The sequence below is a fragment of the Hymenobacter sp. 5516J-16 genome (assembly GCF_022919335.1).
In the GTDB taxonomy this organism is placed as follows: domain Bacteria; phylum Bacteroidota; class Bacteroidia; order Cytophagales; family Hymenobacteraceae; genus Hymenobacter; species Hymenobacter sublimis.
Genome location: NZ_CP095058.1, coordinates 4,473,778 through 4,499,338, shown reverse-complemented (window position 1 = coordinate 4,499,338; position 25,561 = coordinate 4,473,778). Strand labels below are relative to the sequence as shown.

General features: G+C 56.5%; 22 protein-coding genes and 3 pseudogenes. 16 read left to right on the top strand and 9 right to left on the bottom strand.

Annotated features, from left to right (window positions below; translation table 11 throughout):
- Positions 1-68 precede the first annotated feature (68 nt).
- From MUN84_RS22240 to MUN84_RS22225, 4 genes and pseudogenes are all read left to right on the top strand, one after another.
- Entirely contained in the window at positions 69-1,082 is a 1,014-nt protein-coding gene (locus tag MUN84_RS22240) for a 3-oxoacyl-ACP synthase III family protein (protein WP_244696060.1), read from the top strand.
- Between the two features lie 122 nt (positions 1,083-1,204).
- Positions 1,205-1,864 carry a metal-dependent transcriptional regulator gene (locus tag MUN84_RS22235; protein WP_244696059.1) on the top strand — a complete coding sequence of 220 codons (660 nt, stop codon included), beginning with the start codon at positions 1,205-1,207 and terminating at the stop codon, positions 1,862-1,864.
- A gap of 136 nt (positions 1,865-2,000) precedes the next feature.
- A pseudogene (gene mnmE, locus MUN84_RS22230) lies at positions 2,001-3,391 on the top strand (tRNA uridine-5-carboxymethylaminomethyl(34) synthesis GTPase MnmE).
- Between the two features lie 300 nt (positions 3,392-3,691).
- Positions 3,692-4,984 carry a citrate synthase gene (locus MUN84_RS22225; RefSeq protein ID WP_244696058.1) on the top strand — a complete coding sequence of 431 codons (1,293 nt, stop codon included), beginning with the start codon at positions 3,692-3,694 and terminating at the stop codon, positions 4,982-4,984.
- A gap of 92 nt (positions 4,985-5,076) precedes the next feature.
- Here the strand turns inward: MUN84_RS22225 and MUN84_RS22220 are convergent, their stop codons facing one another.
- The 7 genes and pseudogenes from MUN84_RS22220 to lepA all read right to left on the bottom strand — a co-directional run bounded on the left by MUN84_RS22220 (position 5,077) and on the right by lepA (position 12,158).
- Entirely contained in the window at positions 5,077-5,436 is a 360-nt protein-coding gene (locus tag MUN84_RS22220; protein WP_244696057.1) for a hypothetical protein, read from the bottom strand.
- 191 nt (positions 5,437-5,627) lie between these two features.
- A complete protein-coding gene (locus tag MUN84_RS22215; protein ID WP_244696056.1) occupies positions 5,628-5,996 on the bottom strand; it encodes a hypothetical protein in 369 nt (122 codons plus the stop codon).
- Positions 5,997-6,304: 308 nt separating this feature from the next.
- The gene (locus tag MUN84_RS22210) at positions 6,305-8,260 is read right to left on the bottom strand and encodes an OmpA family protein (protein ID WP_244696055.1); all 1,956 of its coding nucleotides are present in this window, start codon (positions 8,258-8,260) and stop codon (positions 6,305-6,307) included.
- Between the two features lie 14 nt (positions 8,261-8,274).
- Positions 8,275-8,855, bottom strand: a pseudogene (locus MUN84_RS22205) (7-carboxy-7-deazaguanine synthase QueE).
- A gap of 294 nt (positions 8,856-9,149) precedes the next feature.
- Positions 9,150-10,061, bottom strand: a complete 912-nt coding sequence (locus MUN84_RS22200; RefSeq protein ID WP_244696054.1) for a bifunctional 5,10-methylenetetrahydrofolate dehydrogenase/5,10-methenyltetrahydrofolate cyclohydrolase — start codon at positions 10,059-10,061, stop codon at positions 9,150-9,152.
- A gap of 23 nt (positions 10,062-10,084) precedes the next feature.
- Positions 10,085-10,264 (bottom strand): hypothetical protein, encoded by a 180-nt coding sequence (locus MUN84_RS22195; RefSeq protein WP_244696053.1) that lies wholly within the window; start codon positions 10,262-10,264, stop codon positions 10,085-10,087.
- Between the two features lie 107 nt (positions 10,265-10,371).
- Positions 10,372-12,158 (bottom strand): annotated as a pseudogene (lepA, locus tag MUN84_RS22190) (translation elongation factor 4).
- A gap of 266 nt (positions 12,159-12,424) precedes the next feature.
- Here lepA and MUN84_RS22185 point away from each other — a divergent pair.
- From MUN84_RS22185 to MUN84_RS22155, 7 genes are all read left to right on the top strand, one after another.
- Positions 12,425-12,832 (top strand): GlcG/HbpS family heme-binding protein, encoded by a 408-nt coding sequence (locus tag MUN84_RS22185; RefSeq protein ID WP_244696052.1) that lies wholly within the window; start codon positions 12,425-12,427, stop codon positions 12,830-12,832.
- 188 nt (positions 12,833-13,020) lie between these two features.
- Positions 13,021-13,374 carry a hypothetical protein gene (locus MUN84_RS22180; protein WP_244696051.1) on the top strand — a complete coding sequence of 118 codons (354 nt, stop codon included), beginning with the start codon at positions 13,021-13,023 and terminating at the stop codon, positions 13,372-13,374.
- A gap of 188 nt (positions 13,375-13,562) precedes the next feature.
- A complete protein-coding gene (locus tag MUN84_RS22175; protein ID WP_244696050.1) occupies positions 13,563-14,375 on the top strand; it encodes a carboxypeptidase-like regulatory domain-containing protein in 813 nt (270 codons plus the stop codon).
- Between the two features lie 55 nt (positions 14,376-14,430).
- Positions 14,431-15,033, top strand: coding sequence for a Uma2 family endonuclease (locus MUN84_RS22170; RefSeq protein WP_244696049.1), 603 nt, complete (start codon positions 14,431-14,433; stop codon positions 15,031-15,033).
- A 3-nt stretch (positions 15,034-15,036) separates the two neighbouring features.
- Entirely contained in the window at positions 15,037-15,396 is a 360-nt protein-coding gene (locus tag MUN84_RS22165) for a MafI family immunity protein (RefSeq protein ID WP_244696048.1), read from the top strand.
- Positions 15,397-15,480: 84 nt separating this feature from the next.
- A complete protein-coding gene (locus tag MUN84_RS22160; RefSeq protein WP_244696047.1) occupies positions 15,481-18,960 on the top strand; it encodes a methylmalonyl-CoA mutase family protein in 3,480 nt (1,159 codons plus the stop codon).
- A gap of 97 nt (positions 18,961-19,057) precedes the next feature.
- A complete protein-coding gene (locus MUN84_RS22155; protein WP_244696046.1) occupies positions 19,058-19,861 on the top strand; it encodes a trypsin-like peptidase domain-containing protein in 804 nt (267 codons plus the stop codon).
- Between the two features lie 239 nt (positions 19,862-20,100).
- Here the strand turns inward: MUN84_RS22155 and MUN84_RS22150 are convergent, their stop codons facing one another.
- Both MUN84_RS22150 and MUN84_RS22145 read right to left on the bottom strand, forming a co-directional pair.
- Positions 20,101-20,484 (bottom strand): STAS/SEC14 domain-containing protein, encoded by a 384-nt coding sequence (locus tag MUN84_RS22150; RefSeq protein WP_244696045.1) that lies wholly within the window; start codon positions 20,482-20,484, stop codon positions 20,101-20,103.
- An 88-nt stretch (positions 20,485-20,572) separates the two neighbouring features.
- Positions 20,573-21,022, bottom strand: coding sequence for a hypothetical protein (locus tag MUN84_RS22145; RefSeq protein WP_244696044.1), 450 nt, complete (start codon positions 21,020-21,022; stop codon positions 20,573-20,575).
- A gap of 304 nt (positions 21,023-21,326) precedes the next feature.
- Between MUN84_RS22145 and MUN84_RS22140 the strand changes: the two genes are divergently transcribed.
- The 5 genes from MUN84_RS22140 (at position 21,327) to MUN84_RS22120 (ending at position 25,445) form a co-directional block, all read left to right on the top strand.
- Entirely contained in the window at positions 21,327-22,376 is a 1,050-nt protein-coding gene (locus tag MUN84_RS22140; protein ID WP_244696043.1) for a penicillin-binding transpeptidase domain-containing protein, read from the top strand.
- The gene (locus tag MUN84_RS22135; RefSeq protein WP_244699117.1) at positions 22,322-22,648 is read left to right on the top strand and encodes a hypothetical protein; all 327 of its coding nucleotides are present in this window, start codon (positions 22,322-22,324) and stop codon (positions 22,646-22,648) included. Before MUN84_RS22140 ends, MUN84_RS22135 begins: the two co-directional genes overlap by 55 nt.
- Positions 22,551-23,063 (top strand): penicillin-binding transpeptidase domain-containing protein, encoded by a 513-nt coding sequence (locus MUN84_RS22130; protein ID WP_317239238.1) that lies wholly within the window; start codon positions 22,551-22,553, stop codon positions 23,061-23,063. Before MUN84_RS22135 ends, MUN84_RS22130 begins: the two co-directional genes overlap by 98 nt.
- Before the next feature lie 284 nt (positions 23,064-23,347).
- Positions 23,348-24,190, top strand: coding sequence for an aldo/keto reductase (locus MUN84_RS22125; protein ID WP_244696042.1), 843 nt, complete (start codon positions 23,348-23,350; stop codon positions 24,188-24,190).
- A gap of 166 nt (positions 24,191-24,356) precedes the next feature.
- Positions 24,357-25,445, top strand: coding sequence for an OmpA family protein (locus tag MUN84_RS22120; protein WP_244696041.1), 1,089 nt, complete (start codon positions 24,357-24,359; stop codon positions 25,443-25,445).
- The last annotated feature ends 116 nt before the right edge of the window (positions 25,446-25,561 follow it).

The window sequence follows — 25,561 nt, the reverse complement described above, 5'->3', positions numbered from 1 at the left end:
GCGCAGGTCTCGAATTTTTCTACCTTCGACTCCGTTTCTCAGACCTACTGCTCCGCAAATTCCCCTTGATGAACACAACTCTCCGAATGTCTGAAATTGCCGGTGTAGGCCACTACGTGCCCGACCGTGTAGTAACCAACGCCGACCTCACCACCCTAATGGAAACCACCGATGAGTGGATCCAAGAACGCACCGGCATTCGGGAGCGGCGCTGGTTTGAGGAAGGTAAGGATACCACCGCCAACATGGGGGCTAACGCGGCCCGCAAGGCTCTGGAAATGGCCGGCCTCACCCCCGACGACGTGCAAATGATTGTGTTTGCTACGTTGTCGCCCGACTATTTCTTTCCCGGCTCCGGCGTGTTGTTGCAGCGGGAGTTAGGCATTCAGGCTCCGATTCCGGCCTTCGACGTGCGCAACCAGTGCTCGGGCTTCGTGTACGCGCTGTCCATGGCCGATCAGTTCGTAAAAACCGGCATGTACGACACGGTACTGGTAGTCGGCTCGGAAATTCACTCCTCCGGCCTCGACATCAGCACCCGCGGCCGCGGTGTATCGGTCATTTTTGGTGATGGTGCCGGCGCGGTGGTGCTGCGTCCCAGCACCCGCCCCGAACACGGCATTCTGAGCACCCACCTGCACGCCCAGGGCGAGCATGCGGAGGAGCTGATTGTAAAGGAGCCCGGCTCGAACCGTAATAACCGCGTACAATACGTGGTAGATAACGAGCTGGAAATGTACCCTTACATGAACGGGCAGAACGTGTTCAAGCACGCTGTAGTCCGTTTCCCCCAGGTTATCAAGGAGGCCCTCGACCACAATGGCTACCAGCCCCAGGATATCAACATGCTGATTCCCCACCAGGCCAATCTGCGCATCACGCAGTACGTTCAGCAGAAGATGGGCCTCTCCGACGACAAAATATTCAGCAACATCCAGCGCTACGGCAACACTACCGCGGCTTCCGTGCCTATCGCGCTGAGCGAAGCCGTGCAGGAAGGCCGCATCAAGCGCGGCGACTTGGTGTGCTTGGCTGCCTTTGGCTCCGGCTTTACGTGGGCTTCGGCACTTATCAAGTGGTAGGTTTTTTCAGTTAAGAATTAAGAATGAGCAATAAAGAACTGGCCGTTCCACGACTTTGATACAGGTCGGGAGCGGCCGTTCTCAATTCTTCATTCCTCGTTCTTAATTCTTCATTTCTAAAAATGCCTAGCTACACCGAGGAGAATTACCTAAAAGCAATTTATAAACTGGCGGAGGCCCAACCGGGTAGCGAAGTCAGCACGAATAGCGTGGCCGAAGCCCTGCGTACCCGGGCGGCCTCCGTTACGGATATGCTCCGTCGGCTCGGGGAGAAAGGCTTGCTCCACTATACCCGCTACCGGGGGGTTACGCTTACGGCGGAAGGCCGGCGCCTGGCCCTGCTTACCATCCGCAAGCACCGCCTGTGGGAGGTATTCCTGGTCCAGCAGCTCGGCTTTACCTGGGACGAGGTGCACGACGTAGCGGAACAGATGGAGCACATCGATTCCGACCTGCTCGTGCAGCGCCTGGACGAGTTTCTGGGCTACCCCCAACTTGACCCCCACGGTGACCCCATTCCTACTGCTGAAGGCGTCCTGCACCGCCCTCAACACCGCCTCCTGGCCGACCTTCGCCCCGGCGACCAAGGCATCGTAGTGGCCGTTAAAAACACATCGGTTCCGTTCTTGCAGTACCTTGACAAGGTAGGGTTGAATTTGGGCACTCACATTGAAGTATTGGATAAGATTTTATTTGATAACTCGTTTGAAATCAGAATAAACCAGACAAAAGAACATCTTTTATCCGCGGAAGTAAGTCGCAACCTGTACATCACGGGCTAGCCTTACTTGGGAAAAGAAAACAAGTGGCGTTGGCGGAGGAAATAGCGCTGGGCGTCACTAGTTGCCATGCTGCATTTGCCGATATTTCCCGCGTCACAACCCCTACCTTTGCGGCTGACACCATTTCCTCGCCGCCGTGGCCGTTGCACTTCCTCCTTCGCTTTCCGATACCATCGTTGCCCTGTCTACGCCGCCCGGGGCGGGGGCCATTGCCCTAGTTCGTCTTTCGGGTCCCGACGCCATTCACCTCACCGATGAAGTGTTTGCCGGCAAGCGCCTGCGCGACCAGCCCAGCCATACCCTCCACGTTGGAACCGTTCGGGACGGGGAGCGAATCATTGATGAGGTAGTTGTTTCCCTGTTTCGGGGCCGCACTCCTACACCCGCGAGGACGTGGTGGAAATCAGTACTCACGGCTCCGACTACATTGTGCAGGAACTCCTGGGTTTGCTGGTCCGCCGCGGGGCCCGGTTGGCCGAAGCTGGGGAGTTTACCAAACGGGCGTTTCTGCACGGCGCCTTTGACTTAGCCCAGGCCGAGGCCGTGGCCGATTTGATTGCCGCCGACTCGGCCCTTTCGCACCAAGTAGCCATGCGGCAAATGCGGGGTGGCTTCTCCCAGGAGCTAAAGGACCTGCGCGGACGCTTGGTGCAGTTTGCGGCCCTGCTGGAGTTGGAGCTGGACTTCGGCGAGGAGGACGTGGAGTTTGCCGACCGCACCGGCCTAGTGCGCCTGCTGGAAGAAGTGCAGACCCTGGTGCGCCGCCTGCTGCGCTCCTTTGAGTTAGGCAACGTTATTAAACATGGCGTGACCACCGTAATTGCCGGGCGGCCCAATGCCGGCAAAAGCACCCTGCTGAACGCGTTGCTTAATGAGGAGCGCGCCATCGTTTCAGCCATTGCCGGCACCACCCGCGACCTGATTGAGGACGAAGTCAGCCTCGACGGCATTCGCTTCCGGTTCGTAGATACGGCGGGTCTGCGCGACACCACAGACGTAGTAGAATCCATGGGAGTAGAGCGGACATTAAAGCGGGTCCAGCAAGCAGCTTTGGTTATATATCTGTTTGATATTACGACTACTACCCCTACGGGTCTTCAAGCGGAGATTGACGCTTTACAACTACCAGCAGGCATTCCGCTACTGGCGGTTGGGAACAAGCTGGATGTGGCCAGCGACACCGAGCAAGCGGCCTACGACGAGCGGCCAAACACCGTGCTGATTGCTGCCTCCCGCGGCGACGGACTCGACGAGTTACGCGAAGCCCTGCTGACGCGGGTGCGTGGTGAAGGCCTGGACCGAACTGGCTCCAGCACTATTGTTACCAATGTCCGGCACGCTCGCAGCCTAGAGCAAGCGGCGCTTCACCTGGAGGCCGTCGTGCAAGGCCTAGCCACCGGCGTCGGGACGGAGTTGCTGGCAGCTGATCTGCGGCATGCGCTGGCTACCCTGGGCCAGATTACCGGCGAAATCAGCAGCGACGACCTGCTCACCAGCATCTTCACACAGTTCTGCATTGGCAAATAGGCCGCTGAGTAGGCCCGCCCATGAGTATTAGGGTATCACCCACTGTTACTTCACCTGTAAGCTTAGCCACCTATTTTCCACGAAGGCGGAAGGTCTGGCCGGAATAAATCTGGGCAGTTAGCCGGAAAAAATCCGGCTATATGCCATACTTATCCGGTTCGGGGCTTTTCTTTGCGTTTCACCCATCTTAAACAACAACCCGGGCCGGATTGTAGTATAGGCGCCAAACTCTCACGGGGTTTTACTGCTACTTGGTAATTCTTTAGTTTCGCCCCGCAACCCACCCTTCACCTTACGCATATGGCAGAATCTGCTGAACTGATCCTCGACGGGAAATCGTACTCTCTCCCGGTTATTGAAGGCACCGAGCAAGAAAAGGCTTTCGACATTGGTAAGCTGCGCGACCAAACGGGCTACGTTACCCTGGACTCGGGTTACAAGAATACCGGCGCCACGAAAAGCGCTATTACCTTCCTCGACGGCGAAGAGGGTATTCTGCGCTACCGCGGCTACCCCATTGAGCAGTTGGCCGAGAAGTCCTCGTTCATTGAAGTGGCCTACCTGCTGATTTATGGTAAGCTGCCTACCGAAGCCGAGCTTCAGAACTTCAGCAACCAGATTACCAAGCACACGCTGGTGCACGAAGATGTGCGCAAGATTTTTGACGGCTTCCCGTCGGCGGCTCACCCCATGGCCATCCTGAGCAGCCTGATTTGCTCGCTCACCGCCTTCTACCCCGAAAGCGTGTCGCCGGACCTGAGCAAGGAGGAGATTGACCTGAACGTTATTCGTCTCATGGCCAAACTGCCCACCATTGCAGCCTGGACCTATAAAAACCAGATGGGTCACCCGCTGAACTACCCGCGGAATGATATGGACTATTGCTCCAACTTCCTGCACATGATGTTCAGCTTCCCTACCGAAAAGTACGAGTTGAACCCGGTGGTAGTAAGTGCTCTGAACAAGCTGCTCATCTTGCACGCCGACCACGAGCAGAATTGCTCTACTTCCACGGTACGCTTGGTAGGCTCAGCCAACGCTTCGCTGTACGGCTCGGTTTCGGCTGGTATTAACGCTTTGTGGGGCCCGCTGCACGGCGGCGCCAACCAGGAGGTTGTGGAAATGCTGGAAGCCATTGAGCGTGACGGTGGCGACACCAGCAAGTTCATCGATAAGGCGAAGGATAAAAACGATTCCTTCCGCCTGATGGGCTTCGGCCACCGCGTGTACAAGAACTTCGACCCGCGCGCTACCATCATCAAGAAGGCCGCCGATGAGGTGCTGGCCGCCCTGGGCCTGCAGGACAGCCCCCTGCTGAAAATTGCGAAGGAACTGGAGCAAGCTGCTCTTACCGACGAGTACTTCATCCAGCGCAAGCTTTACCCGAACGTAGACTTCTACTCCGGTATCATCTACAAAGCCTTGGGCATCCCAACGGAGATGTTTACGGTGATGTTTGCCTTGGGTCGCTTACCCGGCTGGATTGCCCAGTGGAAAGAAATGCGCGAGAACAAGGAGCCGATTGGTCGCCCCCGCCAGATCTACACCGGCGAAACAGCGCGCGACTATACGCCCATTCAGCAGCGTTCGTAGTTTCCACTTCTGAAAGAGCTCTGCTTACAACAAAAAAGCCCGCTACAGCGGGCTTTTTTGCGTCCAGAGAAGTATGCTGGCTTATGATAGGGCTAGCGGATACTGGCAGCGGTAAAGTTTTGTTTGATGTCGTCGTAGGCGGCAAGCTGCTTGGGCCACAAGATGGAGGCCAGGTCCCACTCGTAACGCATCTGGACGTCGGCGAGGGTTTTGTCGAGGCCAGCGGCATCTGAGGCGAACTGCTTGCGAGCTTCGGCCATTTCAGTAAGCAAGCGCAGGTTGAGTTGCCGAACCTTCACATACTGTCCTTCGCTGAGCTTGGTGCGCTCTGCCATGCGCCGGGTGAGTTCCGTGGCGCGGGTAGAGAGCTTACCACCGTCAGCGGGAGCAGCGTGGGTAGTACCTGCGGCTAGCAGCAGGGTAAATGCTAGGCAAATGAATCCGTTTTTCATAATGGTGTAGGGTTGGTGGAAGGTGGAAAACCAGAAATAAAAAGCGACTCAATAGCAGGTAGCTAAATATATACTATTACTATAAATTATATTATATATAGTACTTATAAAATCATGTCATTATGCCTTCTCCTCTAAGGCCGCTCCAAGAAGAAAAGCTCACTTTTAGATGAGCTTTTCTTCTAGAAGGTTTACTTAGGTGCGGCACCCAGAGCCGTCATGCTGGTGCGGCTTTGTTGGAACAAGGCCAACTGAGCGGGACGCAACAAAGCGGTCAGGTCGTTTTCGTAGCGCCCCTGGGCATCAGCTAGGCGCTGGTCTAGTAGCGTTGGATCGGCCGCAAAGCGAGTTTTTAAGTCTTCTTGCTCGGCTAGCATCCGGATGTTCAGTTGCTTTACCCGCAGGTATTGCCCTTCATCCAAGCGAGCTTTATCAGAAATGGAGCGCGTGAGAGCGGTAGCCCGCGCTTGTAGGCTGGTAGGCGCCTCCGGCTCGGAACCAGCTACAGCAGCTCCCTGCAGGCCCAACAACAGACCCGCGAACAGAGTAATTTTCTTCATAGTGGTAGGATGTGAAAAAGGATGAAAAGTGAGGCATGTATAAATATGCTGCGGGAGTAAAGAGGAAGGTAAGTCGTCCGTGGAGGAGAAATTACCATTATCCGTAGCTCAGCAGCATGAACAAATATAGAATTCATTATTAAATAAAAAAAAGATTTTTTATAACTATTCTACCTTAATACTTTCACCCAAAAGTTATAGATGCCTCATTCTGAATCCTATAATAATCTTACAACAAAGAAAAACTCCAATAAAAAACCCAACTGCTTTATAGCAGTTGGGCTCATTCAACGTCACAAAACGTTGTTTTATAGAATGCGGAGTTCAATGCGCCGGTTTTGCTGTCGGTGTTCCTCTGAATCATTGGGTGAGAGTGGCTTGGTTTCTCCGTAGCCTCTAAAGCGCAGACGGGTGGCCTTTACTCCCTGGCTAACCAGATACGTGTATACCGATTTAGCCCGGTTCTGGGACAAAAGCTGGTTGTCGTCGTCGGACCCTACGTCGTCCGTGTGTCCTGATACTTCTACTTGTACATCGGGGTATTGCTTCATGAAACCCACAAGCCGGTTTAGTTCCGTCCGCGACTTCGGCTTTAGCTCATACTGCTTGGTGTCGAAGAAGAGGTTATTGAGCACTATGCTACGTCCGGCCCGCACGGGCTCCAAGTAAATGTCTAAAGTCAGGGGGTCAAAGCTGCGCTTATCACTGTAGTCAAAGCTCAGGCTCTTCATCAGGTACTTGTCGGCAGCAGCATACATGGCATACTGGCGGCCCTCGTTCAATACCACCGTGTATTCGCCATTTTCCGCATCAGAACCTACGTATTGCACCAGCTCATCCGTATTCAGGTCGTAAAGCTGCACATCGGCCCGGATTGGCTTTTTGGTAAACGCATCAAAAACCCGGCCCTGGGTGTAGGTACTCGTTTCACGGGCCCGGATTTCCTTGGGAACTTCAAAGCCAAACAATTCCACCGGACGGTCGCGCTCCTGCTTAACCCCCGGCGCGGCAGCCCGGGAGCGGGAACAGAAGCCCCGGCGGTTATCGGAGCTAATGAAGAGTGAGGCCTCGTTTTCAAAGGTATTGAGCGGGTAACCCAAGTTCTGCGGTGTGTTCCACTTGCCGCCTACTAGCTGCTCGCACCGATAAATGTCGAGCCCGCCCATGCCCACCAACCCATCGGTAACATAGTACAGGGTAGTGCCGCTGGCATGAATGAAAGGCGCCATATCCTTGCCCGCCGTGTTCACGGGGGCCCCCACGTTGCGCGCCAGGGTCCAGTTGCCATCAGCACCCAGCGTGGTTACGTAGATGTCTTCCTGGCCTTTGCCCCCGCGACGAATGCTGGTGAAATACAGGGTGCGGCCATCGGCAGAAAGGGTGGGTTGTGAGTCCCACTCCGGTGAGTTTACGTTACGGCCCAGGTTCTGCGGCTTGCTCCAGGTATTACCCGTGCGCCGCGAGATATACAGGTCGCAATTGCCCACAGAGTTTGGCCGGTCGCACGAGGCGAATACCAGCGTCTTTCCGTCGCCGGAAATAGTACCAGCACCTTCGTTGTACGAGGTATTAATGGCCGGGGAAATGGAAGCCGGCGCATCCAGGGTGCCATCCTTGTTCTGGCGACTAACAAACAGATCTTCCCCACTTTCGGCGGTGGGCCGACCAGTAAAGAGCAGAAAACGGCTGTCCGCGGTAAGGGCCGGAAAATACTGAAACCGGTAGGTGTTCAGCGGGCCGGGCAGCCGCTCCGGCTGAATGCCAGTGGGGGCCGCCATTGCCTTCAGCGCAAACTCGCAGTTAAGCAGTTGACGCTGGGCCCGTGGCGCGTTGCGGGGGCTTTTGGTGGCCGTTTTCAGGTACTTTTTGTAGCTATCGGCGGCCGTGGTGTACTCACCGAAACTCATGGCTAGTTCCCCAAGAGTGTAGTAATCAGTAGCCCGGGCCGGATCCAGGGGGAGTTTGGCTATGCCGTCTCGGTAGGCCTCAAAGGCGGCGCGGTTCTCTCCCATGGCCTTTAGCATGGAGCCTTTCATCAGGTACGGCTCGCCTAGGGAAGGAAACTTTTGGTTGAGTTGGGTCAGGGTTTCAATGGCCTTGGTAAACTCCCGGTCTTTGGCTTGCTCCTGGGCTTTTTCCCACAGGTTACGGGCCTTGGTATTAGTAGTGCTAAGCTTTGCCTGCGCAACAGCTTGAAGGGGAACAACCTCACTGACGGCTAGTGCCAACAACACCACAAACGGAACGGAAAGTAAACGGCGCATAGGCGGGTAGGGCGCTACGGAATGTCGAGGAACTTATGAGTCTGCAGCGACACTTGCCACTGCGGATTGGCTTTTACGTAGTCAACAATAAGGGGCATCATCTGCGTGGCCTTGCTCCACTCCGGCTGCAGATACAATCGGCACTCCGGTCCAACCAGCGCAGCGTGCTGCTCGGCCCAGGCAAAATCGCTCTTGTTGAAGACCACAATTTTCAGCTCGTGGGCGGCAGCTAGCACGGAAGGCAGCGGGGCTTTGAATTTCTTGGGCGAGACGCAAATCCAATTCCACTCTCCGCTGAGTGGGTAGGCCCCGCTGGTTTCAATCCAGGTGCGGCAGCCGGCTGCGTGTAAGGCTGTGGTTAGGGGGCCCAGATCATGCATGAGCGGCTCGCCCCAGTGATGACCACGTTACGGCCGGGCTCCGCGGTAACGGCGGCAACTAGTTCAGCCAGGGTCTGGCGCGGGTGTGCGTCCAGGGGCCACGACTCCTTCACATCGCACCACACGCACCCCACATCACACCCGCCGAGGCGAATGAAATAAGCGGCACGGCCAGTGTTGTAGCCTTCGCCCTGAATCGTATAAAACTGCTCCATAACGGGCAGTGTAAGCGCCGCAGCCGCCTGGGTCGGGGCTGCCGACGTAACGGGAAGTTCGTGCAGCAAAACGCGTATTCTGAAAATAATAAGCCGGGCCGCTGGGGCGGGTCCGGTGGGCTAGCACCAGACCTGTTTACCAACGGCCCGACTTTAAAAGTAGTACACCGCCCCCAATTCTAAAAGCCTGAGGCGGTTTTAATTGGATTTTGAGGCCCAACGTAAGGGTTGAAGCTGAGCGATAACCCATTGGGTTTAGCTATGAGGTAGCGCTACCTAGGGCCACCAGCCCATTTACTTCGGATATACCTCTCCTTTGGCTGCTCGCAGCGTGTTCAGCAACAGCATGGCAATGGTCATGGGGCCTACTCCACCCGGCACCGGCGTAATGTAGGAAGCTAACGGTGCCACCTGAGCGAAGTTTACATCTCCCTTAAGCGCCCACCCCGATTTCTTGGTAGCGTCTTCGACCCGGGTTGTGCCCACATCAACAATGACCGCGCCGGGCTTAACCATATCGGCGGTAACAAACTCCGGCCGGCCTAGCGCCGCTACCAAAATGTCGGCAGAACGGGTTATTTCTGCCAAGTTTTGGGTCCGGGAGTGACATAAAGTAACTGTACAGTTGCCTGGCTCTAAGTTCTTTGCTAACAGTATACTAACCGGAGTACCCACAATATTACTACGTCCGATTACTACGCAGTGTTTGCCATCGGTCGGCAACTCGTAGCGGCGCAGCAGCTCCACAATGCCGGAAGGGGTGGCGGGTAGCAGGGCCGGCAATCCCGCAACCATCCGGCCGATGTTCATGGGGTGGAAACCGTCTACGTCCTTTTCCGGACGGATGGCCTCAATGACCTTGTTCGTGTCAATGTGCTTGGGTAGGGGCAGCTGCACAATGAATCCGTCTATGCGGTCGTCTTGGTTTAGCTCCTCCACTTTGGCCAGCAGTTCAGCCTCCGTGATGTCGTCCTCGTAGCGCAACAGCGTGCTCCCGAACCCTACCCGTTCGCAGGCCAGCACTTTGTTGCGCACGTAAGTTTCGGAGCCACCATCGTGGCCAACCAGAACAGCGGCCAGGTGCGGCACCTTTTGGCCGGCAGCTTTGCGCTGGCCAACTTCAGCGGCAATTTCCTCTTTAATGGCCTCGGCAGTTTGCTTGCCGTCAATCAGGCGGTAGGTAGTGGCGTCGGGGGCAGTGGTCATGGGTACGAAGATTAGGCTAAGTCCTAAGGGTGGTCGAGAATCCGTTTGTGGCTGTGGGCGGCAATGGCGGCAGTACCGGCAGCTTGCAAAGCGGCTTCCATTGCAGGCCAATCGTCGCGCCACCGGAACTTGCGCTCCTGCCCTTTGATGATTTTGTCTAGTTGATCCTGGCTCGTACAGTTCTTGAGAAGGTTATCGGACATGTTCTGCGATGGTAAATCATTACACGCCGTGTCAAGAAGTGTATGAGGTGAAAAAGAAATGAGGTAGAAACAAAAAGCGCGGCCCGTTTCGGGCCGCGCTTGGTATGCTAATCGATTTTGAGTACGGCCAAAAAGGCCTCTTGCGGAATTTCAACGGAACCTACCTGGCGCATCCGTTTCTTACCTTCCTTCTGCTTTTCAAGCAGCTTGCGCTTGCGGCTGATGTCGCCGCCGTAGCACTTGGCAATTACGTTTTTGCGGAGGGCTTTTACCGTTTCACGGGCAATGATTTTTTGCCCAATGCTGGCCTGAATAGCAATTTCGAACTGCTGGCGCGGGAGCAGCTCCCGAAGTTTCTCACAGAGGCGGCGGCCCCAGTCGTAGCTTTTGGAGCGGTGCACGATGGCCGACAAGGCATCTACTTTCTCCCCGTTCAGCATCACGTCCAGCTTCACCATGTCCGATTCGCGGAAGCCGATCAGCTCGTAGTCGAGGGAAGCGTAGCCGCGAGAAATGGTTTTTAGCTTGTCAAAGAAGTCAAACACAATTTCCGACAAGGGCAACTCGAAGGTCAGCTCTACCCGCTCCGAGGTCAGGTAGCTTTGGCCCTTGATGATGCCGCGCTTTTCCATGCACAGCGTAATAATGGGCCCTACGTAGTCAGCAGCCGTAATGATTTGAGCTTTGATATAGGGCTCCTCAATGCGCTTAATAACGTTGGGCTCCGGCATTTCGGAGGGCGCATTGATGGTCAGGAGCTGGTCCTTGGTGCCGGTAGCGTGAAACTGCACCGAGGGAACGGTGGTAATCACCGTCATGTCGAACTCCCGTTCCAGGCGCTCCTGCACAATTTCCATGTGCAGCATCCCGAGAAAGCCGCACCGGAAGCCGAAGCCCAGGGCCACGGACGTTTCAGGCTCCCACACCAGGGAGGCGTCATTGAGCTGCAGCTTTTCCATGCAGGAACGTAGCTCTTCGTACTCGGTGGTATCCACGGGGTAAATGCCAGCAAATACCATGGGCTTCACGTCCTCGAAACCCTGAATAGCTTCGGCCGTGGGGCGTGCTACGTGCGTGATGGTGTCGCCTACTTTTACCTCGCGGGCCTCCTTGATACCGGAAATCAGATAGCCTACGTTACCAGCCCCAATTTCGGGCCGGGGTTCCTGGTTCAGGCCCAGAATACCAATTTCATCGGCGCCGTATTCCTTGCCCGTGGCCATGAACCGGAGCTTGTCGCCCTTGCGCATGGTGCCGTTCTTGATGCGGAACAACACCTCAATACCGCGGTAGGAGTTAAAAACCGAGTCGAAAATTAGGGCCTGCAGGGGAGCTTCCGGGTCACCGGTGGGGCCGGAATTCGCTCACAAATGGCGTTTAGAATGGCCTCAATACCAATCCCAGATTTACCCGAAGCGGGGATAATCTCGTCACGGTCGCAGCCAATCAGGTCCACAATCTCATCCGACACTTCCTCCGGCATGGAGTGAGGCAGGTCAATTTTATTAAGAACCGGGATAATAGTCAGGTCAGAGCCAATAGCCAGGTACAGATTGCTAATGGTCTGGGCTTCAATTCCTTGGGAGGAATCCACGATGAGCAGAGCGCCTTCGCAAGCGGCGATGGAACGGGATACCTCGTAGCTAAAATCGACGTGGCCGGGCGTATCAATCAGGTTGAGCGTGTACTGCTCGCCCTTGTACTGATACTGCATTTGAATGGCGTGGCTCTTGATAGTAATGCCCCGCTCCCGCTCCAGATCCATGTTGTCGAGCAGTTGGGCTTGCATATCGCGCTTGGCTACCGTGCTGGTAAATTCCAGGAGACGGTCGGCCAGGGTGCTCTTGCCGTGGTCGATGTGGGCGATGATGCAGAAATTGCGGATGTTCTTCACTAGAGGCGGTTTTTTCCAAAGGCGAAGGTACAAAAAACGACCCGTAAAAGCTAACGAAGCCCGTTTACCCGCCCCTGTCCCAACGCGCGGCCCTGTAGGGTTCGGCAGGGGCTTCTGGCTAGCTCCTACCCTTTCATGCTGCTTAGAACCAGTGAGCCGAAATAAACCGGTAGCCAAGTCAGGGCTGCCGTTGGGCCGGCCGAACAATGTGCCGCGGATGTCGTTCTTGACTAGAAACTTTCTTTCCTGCTAATCAGATAACACGTATGGGTATTACTCTTCAGCAAGCGCAACGGGCCCTGCAAGCCGCTCACGAAAAGGCGCAGCAAATGGGCGTCAAAATGAACATTGCCGTCGTTGACTCCGGCGCTAATCTGGTGGCCTTCATCCGCATGGATGATGCTTGGTTGGGCTCCCTGGATATTTCCATCAAAAAGGCCAAAACGGCACGTTTCTTCGACATGCCTACGGGCGCCATCGGGGGACTTTCGCAGCCCGGCGGCTCCCTGTATAACATTGAGCACTCAAATGGTGGCCTCATCACCTTTCCCGGCGGTATTCCGCTCAAGAATAGCGAAGGCCAGATATTTGGCGCCATTGGCGTGTCGGGTAGCACCGTAGAGGATGACCACGCCGTAGCCGAGGCGGGCGTGCAGGCCTTGGCAAACGAATAAGGCACCGCCCTACGTCGGCGAGTTTAGCACATCACCCCTAGGTGGCCTCTGATGGCTGCCTAGGGGTGATTTTTGCTTTCAGCCTATTAAGTATGTAGCCCCAGAAGTAGGTAGCGGCAGCTGGCAATTTTAACCCCGTTGACAGCCGTTCGTAAGGGGGTATATCCCTCCACTTTACCCTTTTCCGCATGAGCGTTCAAGTAAATTCCGAAGTCATTACGTTTGCAAAACAACTCATCCGGGAGGGCAAATTTAAAAACGACGAAGGCCACTGGAGCCAGCATAACCCCGATACCCGCCAGGAAAACACATTCTTGCAAACGCATGAAATAGCCGAATACGCTAACTGGCACCTGGGCCTGGATACTAGCAAGGGTGAAGACACCAAGGGCCGCTACCACTTTCCCTACGGCGACTTTAAAACCGTACACCGTGACGGCCTTATTGCGGCCAAGGAGCGAGCGGCCCAGCAAGGCTACTCCGATATCGAAAACGCCGCTGATGAGTTGCTGCAAGCCCTGGAGAAGCAGGCCAACAAGTAACTGGCTGGTCAAGCGGCCGAACGGCTGAGGCGAGGACAAGGGCCCCAGCCGTTTTGTTGTGTCGTCACCTTTTGCAAGAGTTGACCCACGCGGCGGGCGTATATTGCACCCCATCCACCAAGACGGTGCTCTGTCTTGCCTTTTTTAGAATGCCACCCAGATTTCGTTTACTGCTTCTATTCTCGCTTGTGAGTTTCGGCCTGCGGGCCCAGAACATCATTCTCGAAGGCCGAATTCTGCATACCCAAACCAATGAGCCGGTACCTTTTGCTACCCTGGGCGTGCCGGGCCGGGGACTAGGCACCGTGGCCGATGAGCAGGGCCGCTACCTGCTACGCTTGCCGAGTCTGCAGGATACTTTGGTGGTTACCTGCGTGGGATTTTCGCGGCAGGTAGTACTGCCGGCGGCCTTGGCTGCCGGGCAACGCGAATTTCGGCTGGCCCCGCAAGAGCAGGCCCTGGGTACGGTGGTAGTGGAGCACCGCCGGGTGCGGCCGGGCCAGCTGGGCCGCAACAAGGAAAAGGCCGACGTGCTCTGGACGGGAGGCTCCAGCGGCAAGGAAACCGTAGACGATGAATGGGGCTGGGAACTAGGCACCGTGCTGCGGCCTACCCGCCGTACCTACCTCGAAGAATTCCACGTTTTTCTGTCAGCCAATACCTACGAGCACCTGCGCTTCCGCCTGAATCTGTACGTGCTGGAGCAGGGCCGGCCGGGTCGGGCGCTACTCTCCCGCGACGTGCAGTTGGTGTGCAGCAACCGCCAACGGGGCTGGCTTACGGTAGATTTGCGACCCTACGAAATCATGCTGGAAGCCCAGCCGGTAGTAGCTACCGTTCAGTGGCTGCAGAGCGAGAAAACGAATCCGTGGGACAAGTACTTCTCGATACCCGTGACGCGGCAGCCCAAACAAGTAATGGTAGAGCGCGAGAACAGCGAGGCGGCCTGGACCCTGCACGAACTGCAACCCAGCCTGTACTTTACAGTGCTGACGGAGTAAAGCTGAGGTTACCGGGCCCGAAGCCTTGGTTATAGATTTTGCGTATTTTTAGCCTATGCGTACTTCCTTCGAATCTGGTGGCATTTTACTGGGTGGCTCCTACCTGGGGCGCATGACCGATGACGAATTCTTTGACTTCTGTCAGCAGCACCCTGACCTGCGCATCGAGCGTACCGCTAACCACGAAATTCTGCTTATGTCGCCCACCGGCAGCCGCTCCGGCAAACGTAATTTTCGCCTCAATTTTCAACTTGGTAAATGGTGGGAACAACATCAGCAGTTGGGCGAAGCATTTGATTCCAACACTGGCTTCACCCTCCCCGATGGCTCCGTACTGTCGCCAGATGCTTCCTGGGTTTCAGCGGCCAAGTGGAACGCCCTGACGCTGGAGCAGCAGGACAAATTCGCCCCCGTGTGCCCGGAGTTTGTGGTGGAGCTGAAATCGTCCTCCGACTCCACAAAAACCCTGCAAGCCAAAATGCTCGACTGGCTCCGCAACGGTGCCCAATTGGCATGGCTCATTGTACCGGAAACCGAAACGGCCTACCTCTACCGCCCCGGCCAACCTGAGCCGGAAGTGGTGCAAGGCTTTGAGAAAGAGCTATCCGGCGAAGCCGTGCTGCCAGGGTTCCGGCTGCGGCTGGCGGAGCTGCGGTAAAGTATGTGGAACTGGTGGGAAAAGTACCAACGAGAAAAGCTACATGAGCAGTTAGTTACAGAGTTGCTGGCAGCCTCTCACGAAGCGGGCTTACCGTCGCGTGACTACGCCAATGCACAAGACATGCTTTCAGTTGGCGAATATGGATGCGCCTTTGACATCATTGTTCAACAGCTTTATGAGCATGAGGTAGAAATATCTCCAAACCTGTTCGCACTTGTGGATCGGGTCGCTAATTCCATGTTACTTAACCCTGAATGTTATTTTTTTCTTGGTGAGCTTGTTAGATCACCTGACAATCTTTGTTTCCTGGCTAGAAAGAAACTAGCCATTTTACTTAGTTCGCTTCTATCGCCTCGCTAGAGTTCTTGATAAAGCCCCGGCCCACCCCGCCGGGGCTTTTTTCGTACCTTCGCTACCCCAAATTCCACCCAAACCTTCCGCGCTATGCAAGCAGCTCCCGTAGCTCCGTATAAGCCCCAAAACCACATCCGCATCGTGACGGCGGCGGCCCTGTTTGATGGGCACGACGCCGCCATCAATATCATGCGCCGCATCATCCAGAGCAGCGGCGCCGAAGTAATTCACCTGGGCCACAACCGCTCTGTGCAGGAAATTGTGGACTGCGCTATTCAGGAAGACGCCCAGGCCATTGCCATTACCTCCTACCAGGGCGGCCACAACGAGTACTTCAAGTACATGTTTGACCTGCTCAAGGAGCGCGGCGCGGGGCACGTAAAAATCTTCGGCGGCGGCGGCGGCGTAATTCTGCCCACCGAAATCGAGGACCTAGAAGCCTACGGCATCACCCGCATCTACTCCCCCGACCATGGCCGCGCCATGGGCCTGCAGGGCATGATCAACGACCTGCTCCAGAAGTCAGACTTCCCTACCGGCCAGAACCTCAACGGCGAGGCTGGCCACGTAAAGGAGAAGGACGCCCGCAGCATTGGCCGCCTGATTTCGGCCGCCGAAAACTTCCCCCAGGAGTTTGAGCGGGTGAAAGGCCAGCTGATTGCTGATTTTCAGCAGTCGGAAGCGGGCAATGACCAACGCCTCGACCCTACCCCCGCCGGCACCTCGAAGGCCCCGATTCTGGGCATCACGGGCACGGGCGGTGCGGGTAAGTCGAGCCTAGTAGACGAGCTGGTGCGCCGCTTCCTGCTCGACTTTCCGGAGAAAACCATTGCCATCATTTCGGTGGATCCCAGCAAGCGCAAAACCGGCGGGGCCCTCTTGGGCGACCGTATCCGGATGAACTCCATCAACTCGCCGCGGGTGTACATGCGCAGCCTGGCTACGCGCCAGAGCAACTTGGCCCTGAGCAAGTATGTGCAGGATGCCGTGGACGTAGTGCGCGCCGCCGACTTCGACCTGATTATCCTCGAAACCTCCGGCATCGGCCAGTCGGATACGGAAATCATTGAGCACTCCGACGCCAGCCTGTACGTGATGACGCCGGAGTACGGCGCCGCTACCCAGCTGGAGAAAATCGACATGCTCGATTTCGCCGACGTTATTGCCCTCAACAAGTTCGACAAGCGCGGCGCCCTCGACGCGCTGCGCGACGTGCGCAAGCAGTTCCAGCGCAACCACCAGCTCTGGGACACGCCTCTGGACTCAATGCCGGTGTTCGGCACCATCGCCTCCCAGTTTAACGACCCCGGCATGAACCGGCTGTACCGGGCCGTGCTGGCCACCGTAGAAGCCAAGACGGGCGTGCCGTTTGCCTCGCAGCTTGAGACTACCAAGGAGGATTCGGAGAAGATTTATATCATCCCGCCTCACCGCACGCGTTACCTTTCTGAAATAGCCGAAACCAACCGCCAATATGACCAGTGGGTTCAAAAACAGTCTGACACCGCTCAGCAACTCTACGGAATCCGGCAAGCCATCGGAGCCGTCCAAAGCCTCGGAAGTAACCCCGCCGGTGGAGGATCTGGCGCTGGGAACGGCAGCAACGCCCCCGGATCAGGAAACCTCGTCGCCGGCTTGGAGAGCACCTTCGAGGAAATCAAGCTCCGGCTGGACGGCCAAAACTGGAAACTCCTGGAGACCTGGCCGCAAAAGGTAGCCGCCTACAAAGCCCCCGAGTTCATCTTTAAGGTGCGAGACAAGGAAATCCGCATCCAGACGCACACGACCAGCCTCTCGAACCAGCAGGTTCCCAAGGTTAGCCTCCCCCGCTACACGGCCTGGGGCGATTTGCTGCGCTGGCAGCTCCAGGAAAACGTGCCCGGCGAATTCCCTTACACGGCCGGTGTGTTTCCCTTCAAGCGCGAAGGCGAAGACCCCACCCGCATGTTTGCCGGCGAAGGCGGCCCCGAGCGCACCAACCGCCGCTTCCACTACGTATCGGCCGGGCTACCGGCCAAGCGCCTGAGTACGGCTTTCGACTCGGTGACGCTCTACGGCGAGGACCCCGACCACCGGCCCGACATCTACGGCAAAATCGGTAACGCCGGCGTGAGCATCGCCTGCCTCGACGATGCCAAGAAGCTGTATTCGGGCTTCAACTTGGCCAACCCGACTACCTCGGTGTCGATGACCATTAATGGTCCGGCCGCGCAGTTGGCTGCCTTCTTCATGAACGCTGCCATTGACCAGCAGTGCGAGTTGTACATCAAGGAGAACGGGCTGGAGGAGGAAGTCAACCAGAAGATTGAAGCCATCTATCAGGAGAAAGGGGTAGCGCGCCCCAGCTACCAAGGCGAGCTGCCCGCCGGCAATGACGGCCTAGGCCTGATGCTGCTCGGCGTAACCGGCGACCAAGTGCTACCCGCCGACGTGTACCACACCATCAAGGTGCGCACGCTCAGCCAGGTGCGCGGCACCGTGCAGGCCGACATCCTGAAGGAAGACCAGGCCCAGAACACCTGCATCTTCAGCACCGAGTTTGCCCTGCGCCTCATGGGCGACGTGCAGGAGTACTTCATCAAGGAGAAGGTTCGCAACTTCTACTCGGTGTCAATTTCCGGCTACCACATTGCCGAGGCCGGTGCCAACCCCATTACCCAGCTGGCCCTTACCCTCAGCAACGGCTTCACCTTCGTGGAGTACTACGTGAGCCGGGGCATGGACGTGAATGACTTCGCCCCCAACCTGTCGTTCTTCTTCTCCAACGGCATCGACCCCGAGTACGCGGTAATTGGCCGCGTGGCGCGCCGCATCTGGGCTAAGGCCATGAAGCTGAAGTACGGCGCCAACGCCCGCTCGCAGATGTTGAAGTACCACATCCAGACCAGCGGCCGGAGCTTGCACGCCCAGGAAATCGACTTCAACGATATCCGCACCACGTTGCAGGCGCTCTACGCCATCTACGATAACTGCAACTCCCTGCACACCAACGCCTACGACGAGGCCATTACCACGCCCACCGAGGAATCGGTGCGCCGGGCCATGGCCATCCAGCTCATCATCAACCGAGAGCTAGGCCTGGCCAAGAACGAAAACCCGCTGCAAGGCTCCTTCATCATCGAAGAACTCACTGACCTAGTAGAAGAAGCCGTACTGCTGGAGTTTGACCGCATCACGGAGCGCGGCGGCGTGCTGGGTGCCATGGAAACCATGTACCAGCGCGGCAAGATTCAGGAGGAAAGCATGCACTACGAGATGCTCAAGCACACCGGCGAGTATCCCATCATCGGCGTGAACACCTTCCTCTCCTCGAAAGGCTCGCCCACAGTCATCCCGGCCGAGGTAATCCGCGCTACGGAGGAGGAAAAGCAGTATCAAATCACGATGCTCCAGAACCTGCACGCCCGCAACCAAGGCACCGCCGAGCAACGCCTGAAGCAGCTGCAACAAGTGGCAGTAGCCAACGGCAACCTCTTCGAGGAACTGATGGAAACCGTGAAGTTCTGCTCGCTCGGCCAGATTACAAATGCGTTGTTTGAGGTAGGCGGACAGTATAGAAGGAATATGTAATTAGTCCTCTCAACTAAGAAACAAGGGCACTACTTTGGTAAGGTAGCGCCCTTGCCATTTTGACATAACGCAAAAACAATTTTGACAAAATCACATTATGCTTAGCTCTAAAAACAAAGTCAACTCTATATCACACAAGGTTATTTATATTGAAATGATGTTTAATGAAACTGTTCTGTCAAAAGCCACCGGATTTTTTTCACAATTTCAAGGACAAACTTTATTTTTCACAAACAGACATAATGTTACAGGTAGGAATAATGACACTGGTGAATATCTATCAAAAAATGCTGGCGTACCTAACAAGATTAAATTCAGATTACCTATCGTAAAAAACAACGAATCTAATCCTGAAATAAGGATACGAAAGGGCTACGATGAGTTCGTACTTGACCTCTATCGTGATGAACACTTTGAAAAACCTATTTGGATAGAACATTCAAATATTGGACAGTACGATGTCGTTGGCATTCTATTCAAAGCGGAAGACTACGGCGACTTATCAAGCTTAGCATTCGATGCTAATGAAGGAAAGTATCAATGGGAAGTAGCTTCATTAATTAGCGTGATTGGCTATCCTTTTGGTTTATCTGCTGATGGGTTTCCTATCTGGACATCTGGATACATTGCCTCGGAACCTAACGTAAACTACGATGGAAAACCTTTATTTTTAATTGATTCTAGAACTAGACAAGGTCAATCAGGCTCGCCTGTTATTTCGATATTAAAGAAAGGACAGGAGGTCGAATATGAAGGAATTATTTACGAAGCGCCAGGTGACATTGTATATCTGATTGGCATTTACAGTGGTAGAATAAATTCAGAGTCTGATTTAGGCAGAGTTTGGAAACTGGATGTAATCCGTGATATTATAAGTAATGGGGTCATGCGCTTAGAGTAATCTTGCTACCTCTATTTCGCAGCTACCCTGCTGACCCTAACGAAACCGCGCCGCCTGGAGCTATCCAAGCGGCGCGGTTTTTACTGAGAGTTACTTGAACAATGATGCCTGCAGCAGTGCAGGTCCTGCTACCGCGGCGTATTACTTAATACTACTCGCGGGTCCGCTGCCGGCCCCTGTACCTCCGTTGTTCCATCTCTCCTAGCCGTTGCTTGTGCAGCAGCCCTGAGCCAAGCAGTTTATTTTTCCTCGTTACATACGCGGCGTAGCCACTCCTCAGCCGCTTCAGTGCTGTCGAACACCTCGGCGTGGAAGGCTTTTAGCTGGGCGTAGAAGTTGGCTGCGGAGCCGTCGGCTAGGGTTTCCGGCGTCGAAATCAGGGCGAAGTAACGCATACCGGCTGCAGCCGCATTGGGTGCCCATTCGTTGATGACCCAATCCATGGAATGGTCCCAGGGGCCGCGCACGGAGCGGGTGTCGTTTAGAACGCAGGAAAATCCGGCCTTGGCTAGCGCTTCGGTGTAGGCCTTGGCCCCTTCCTGAATGCTGTCGGCGGTCAGGTAGCCTTGCCAGTTTACCCGGATCCACTGGTTTTCATAATCGGTATCTACTGTTAGGTACACCCTGCCCAGAGAGGTTTTTAACTCTTGCATAAAAGCCTATTCGAAATCAATGATGAATGAGAAGCGCCCTCAAATGTCTTGCACAGGGCTATTCCTGAGCCTTGGACGCTGCAGTTCTTTTTCTTACGCCTTGCCTAGCTTCCTCCAATGATGGGTAGTAAACCGGTTCCAGCACATATTTTTCGGGTTGCGCTACCGCTAGCTGGGCATACTGCTGGGTTGCCAGCTGCCCCAGCACGTTTTGGGAGGTGATGATGCTCATCTCGCGCAAACCCGCTTGGTAAGCCCGAACGTTCCAGTCGTGGGCTAGCCACTGCTGAATATCGTTGTGGATGGCGCTCATATGGCGCGTGTCGGCAATCCAACCCCAGGGCTGTTGGGGGCTGGTATGAGTCTGGAAGTACTCCAGCCCTGTGTTCATCATGTGCTTAAACTGCTCCCGGTTGGCAAAGCTATGTAGCTGTACGATGATGCAAGGCGTGGCCGAGTCTGCCAGCACCGTGGCATACGATTCTTCTAGAATAATCTGTTCATACATGAAAGCATGTACGATTTTGCCAACTCGCTTGTTTCCCGGCGGCGCCCTCCCAAAAGGGAAGTATTTTACCTGAACTGCCCTAGCCCTCGCCTTCGGTTTCTGCTTTCGATTGGCTGTTTTTATCCGTATTAGCCAACAGTGTGGGGCACACGCAATAGAATTGTAGAAGCAGAAAGGGAGCCTGAGAAACTACTACCCACAACCAGCTAGCACTAAGCTGAATTCCGCGCGGTTCCGAGCGGTACGCAAACCGGTTGATCGAAAAGCGCAGCACCGAAGCCCGGCAATTCTCTAGCTTTACCCCATGCGCACGGCTTTTACTAAGTGGGAAAACTGTCTACTGGCTTTGCTTGTGGCCCTGGCCGCCTGCTCATCACCAGAGCAGCAGACCGGCCAACCGCCGCAGGACTCGGAAACCGAGGTATACACCCGCCGGCGCATCGTGGTGGCCGACTCGCTTATCCGGGGCCGCGTGCTTGACCGCAACGACTCCGTGCTGGTTGACACCCGCCTGCAGTACCTGCTGAAGCTGCCGCGCCGCTCCCCACTGGATACCCTGGCGCTAGGCCTGCTGCTGGGCTGGGATTCTACCACCGTCCGGCGCCGCATTGCCGAGGCCCTGCCCTACCCAGACGCACCCGCTGGTTACCCGGTCCAGCTCCGGCTTACCGCCGCTGAAGCCAAACGGGTCCGCCGCGACAGCGCCGACTGGCCTAGGCTGGCCTTGGTTGAGCGCCACCAGCGCACGTATACCACCGGTGCCGCGGCTCCCGTGCTGGGCTACCTGAGCAGCGAGGCGCAGGCGTTCTACCGCCAAGCTAAGCGGTACCGGCGCGGCCGTTTTTACCGGCTGCGCAATGGCGGCGTTGAAACCTATTATAACGGTCTGCTCCAGGGCCGTCACGGCTACCTCCACCCCTTGGTAGATGCCAACGGCCAAACCCACGGCACCTGGGCCAAGGATACCACTTTCCGGCAGGGCCAGGACTTACACCTGACCATTGACGTCAAGCTACAGGCCTACGCCGAAAAGCTGCTGGGCAACCGCCGCGGCTACCTAGTGGCCCTGGACCCGCGCACCGGGGAAATATTGGCTTACGTGTCGGCGCCGGTGTATAACGCGGCAACCCTTACGGCACCAGACCAGGCTGGGGTGCGCGCCGAGCTGCTGGAGCACGAAGACATGCCCTTGCTAAACCGCCCGGCCATGCTGGCTAACCCGCCCGGCTCGGTGTTTAAATTGGTGAATGCCGCCGTAGCCCTTCAGCTAGGCGCCATCAGCCCTACTACCGCCTTTCGGTGCGACCAGTCCTTGATCAGCTGCGTGCACCGTCACCCCCCGGCAAAAACCTAACCCTGGGCCTGAAGTACAGCTGCAACCCCTACTTTTACCAGGTGATGGAACGCCTTATCAACCGGGTGCCCGATACGCTGGCCGTGGTGGATACCGTGGCTGCCCGGCACGCCAACTTGGAACTCTGGCGCCGCCATGCCCGCTCGTTCGGGCTAGACTCCGTACTGGGCGTAGATCTACCCCGCGAAGCCCCGGTTTCCTGCCTACCCCGCGTACTACGACAAGGCGCACCGCACCACCCGCTGGACTTACCGATCCATTTACTCGCTTAGCATTGGGCAGGGCGAAATCAACCTCACGGGCTTGCAAATGGCCAATATGGCGGCCATCATCGCCAACCGCGGCTGGTACTACCCACCTCACCTGGTGCGGAGTGTGGGAGGAAGCGGGCCCTTACCGCGCTTTCTGATTAAACACCGCACCCTCATCGACAGCGTCCACTTTGCCGCCCTGGTGCCGGGTATGGTAGCCGTGATGCAGCGCGGCGGCACGGCCGATGCCTCCAGCCTAGCGGATGTGGGCATTACGGTTGCCGGCAAAACCGGCACCGTGGAGAATGATGAGGGCGACGACCACGCCGCCTTCGTGGGCTTCGCCCCCGCCAACAAACCCCGAATAGTAGTGGCCGTTTATATCGAAAACGCTGGTTTCGGAGCCACGGCCGCCGCCCGTGCGCTACACTGGTGATGGAGAAACACTTGCGCGGCTACATTGCTCCCCGGCGCAAGCGCTGGGAAAAGCGCATCCAGCACCGCGCCCAAAACGGGTACTAGCCGCTTGCTTACGGTATAGTCACCTACCGGCTCCGAGCGTAGCTAGCCTCTAGGTTTAGGGGCTTGCTGGGGCCACGCCTCGCCCAGTTTCCGGGCGACATTTTGAGTTGGTTTAGCAGACAGCCGGCACGACAGGTCATAACTTTTCGCGCTTGCAAATGTAGTTCGGTGTACTAGTCTACCTTTAGCCGTTGCTTTATGTCAACTATCACCATTGCCTCCAACTCAGCGCATTCGCTAACAGTTAACCGCTTGGGTTATGGCACCATGCGCCTGACTGGTCCGGAAATTTGGGGCGAGCCGGCTAACCGCGGCGAGGCGCTGCAAATCCTGCGCACGGCCGTGGAGTCAGGGGTGACATTTCTGGATACTGCTGACTACTACGGCGAGGATGTTACCAACCGCCTCATCCGCGAAGCCCTGTACCCCTACCCCGAAAACCTGGTCATCTGCACCAAAGTAGGCGCTACTCGTCGGCAAGACAAAAGCTGGGTGCCATTCAACACTCCCGGTAACCTACGCACCAGCATCGATAACAACCTACGTACCCTAGGCCAGGAGCAAATTCAGCTGGTACACCTGCGGCTGATGGGCCAGGGGCCGGTACCGCTAGACGAGCAGTTGGGCGCCATGTTCGAGCTGCAGCGCGAGGGCAAGATTCAGCACGTGGGCCTGAGCAACGTAACGCGCCCCGAGCTAGAAGCCGGGCTGGGGCTAGGTTCTATTGCCACGGTTGAAAACATGTACAGCTACGCTCAGCGCACTACCGTGCAGCTGCCGCACGGGGCCAACCCTGGTGGTGAGGAAGTGCTGGACCTCTGCGAGCAGCACAGCATTCCGCTGATTCCATTCTTCTCGCTGGTTCACGCCTTACCCAAGGCCGATAACCGCATTGCCGAAGTTGCGCGCCAACATAACGCCACGGAAGCCCAGATCAACATTGCCTGGCTGCTGCACCGCTCCCCTGGCTGCTCCCCATTCCGGGGACTTCCTCGCTGGCTCACCTGCAAGAGAACCTGCGGGCCGCAGCCATCCGGCTGAGCCCCGAAGACATGGCCTACCTGGGTTAGAAGCGGGAAGGGGTTGGAAGAAATTCGGCCGCGTCAGATATTCGAGTTAGCGGGTGCAGCGTTACCAGCGGTAGGGCTGCGCCCGGCGCTTAGTGCTACCCCGCCGCAACGCCCTCGAATCAGTTGACCTAGGTACCATGAAACATAGTAGTTGGCTACTTCTTCTGGCGCTGCTGCTGACAGGACCACTACGGGCCCAGTCGCTGGCGGGCGTCTGGCAAGGGGTTGAAACAGACACTGAAGACCGGGAAGGTTACTGGCCGGCGGTGCTTCGGGTGCAGAAAGGCAAAGACAAGAGCTTGTTTGGGGTGCTCTACCAGGAGGTAGGCGGACAGCCCCGTACCACCGTAACGTTTCAGGTGCGGGCTACCCCTACCAGCACCGGGATGCGCCTCGAACACGTGCGTAAGCTCAATGAAACCGGCCGCTCACCCACTAGCTACTGGTGCGACGGCTCCATTACCTTTATTTACGACGCGCAGCAGGAAAAGCTGACGGGACAGGCCACCTACCACCCCGTGGGGGACTGTGACTTTGGTACCTTCACCTTGTACCGAATCAAGTTAAAGTCGGCGGCCAGGGTGGCGGCCAACGCGGCCAGTACCATTCGCGTGTCGGGACGTAACGTGCTCTGGTTTGCCGATGCTGAACTCAAAAAGCCGCTTGCGGCTGGCAACAGCTACCGCACCACGCTTAGCAAAACTACCACGTTCTACCTCACCCAAGGGTATTATCCTACCAGTCAAAGTCCGGTGGTACCCATTACCATTCAGGTAACCGGTCCTGCTACGCCCAAGCCTGCTGCCCCTCGGCCGGTAGTTCCGCCGGCCCCCGTGCGCCCCGATACGGCCCGCCTCGACACGGTACGCCGCGCTCCGGCCCCGCTCCTGGCTGCTACCCCCGTAGTACTCCCAACGGTACTCTTTACGCTCGGAACGGCCGAACTGCTGCCCGAAAGTCGCCCGGCCCTTGAGCAGCTAGCTGCCGAACTCAAGGCCCGCCCGCTGCTGAAGATGCGCGTGGCCGGCCATACCGATAAGATTGGTGAGCCCCAGAAAAATCAGGTACTCTCGGAGCAACGCGCCCAGGCCGTAAAGGCGGAGCTGGTAAAGGCCGGAATCGAGGCCGGACGAATCAGCACCCTCGGCTACGGCGACGCCCGCCCCCTCTACCCCTCACCCGACGCCCGCAACCGCCGCGTGGAGGTGTCGGAAGAAAAGCCATAAGCAGATTACCTGACTAGGTACTGCACCGTTGGCGCAGGATGTAGCAGTTTCTGCTTTTTTGTCTATTGCCTTCGTACTGCCTGCCTCACAGAGAGAAGTAACAGCCGCCTTATCCT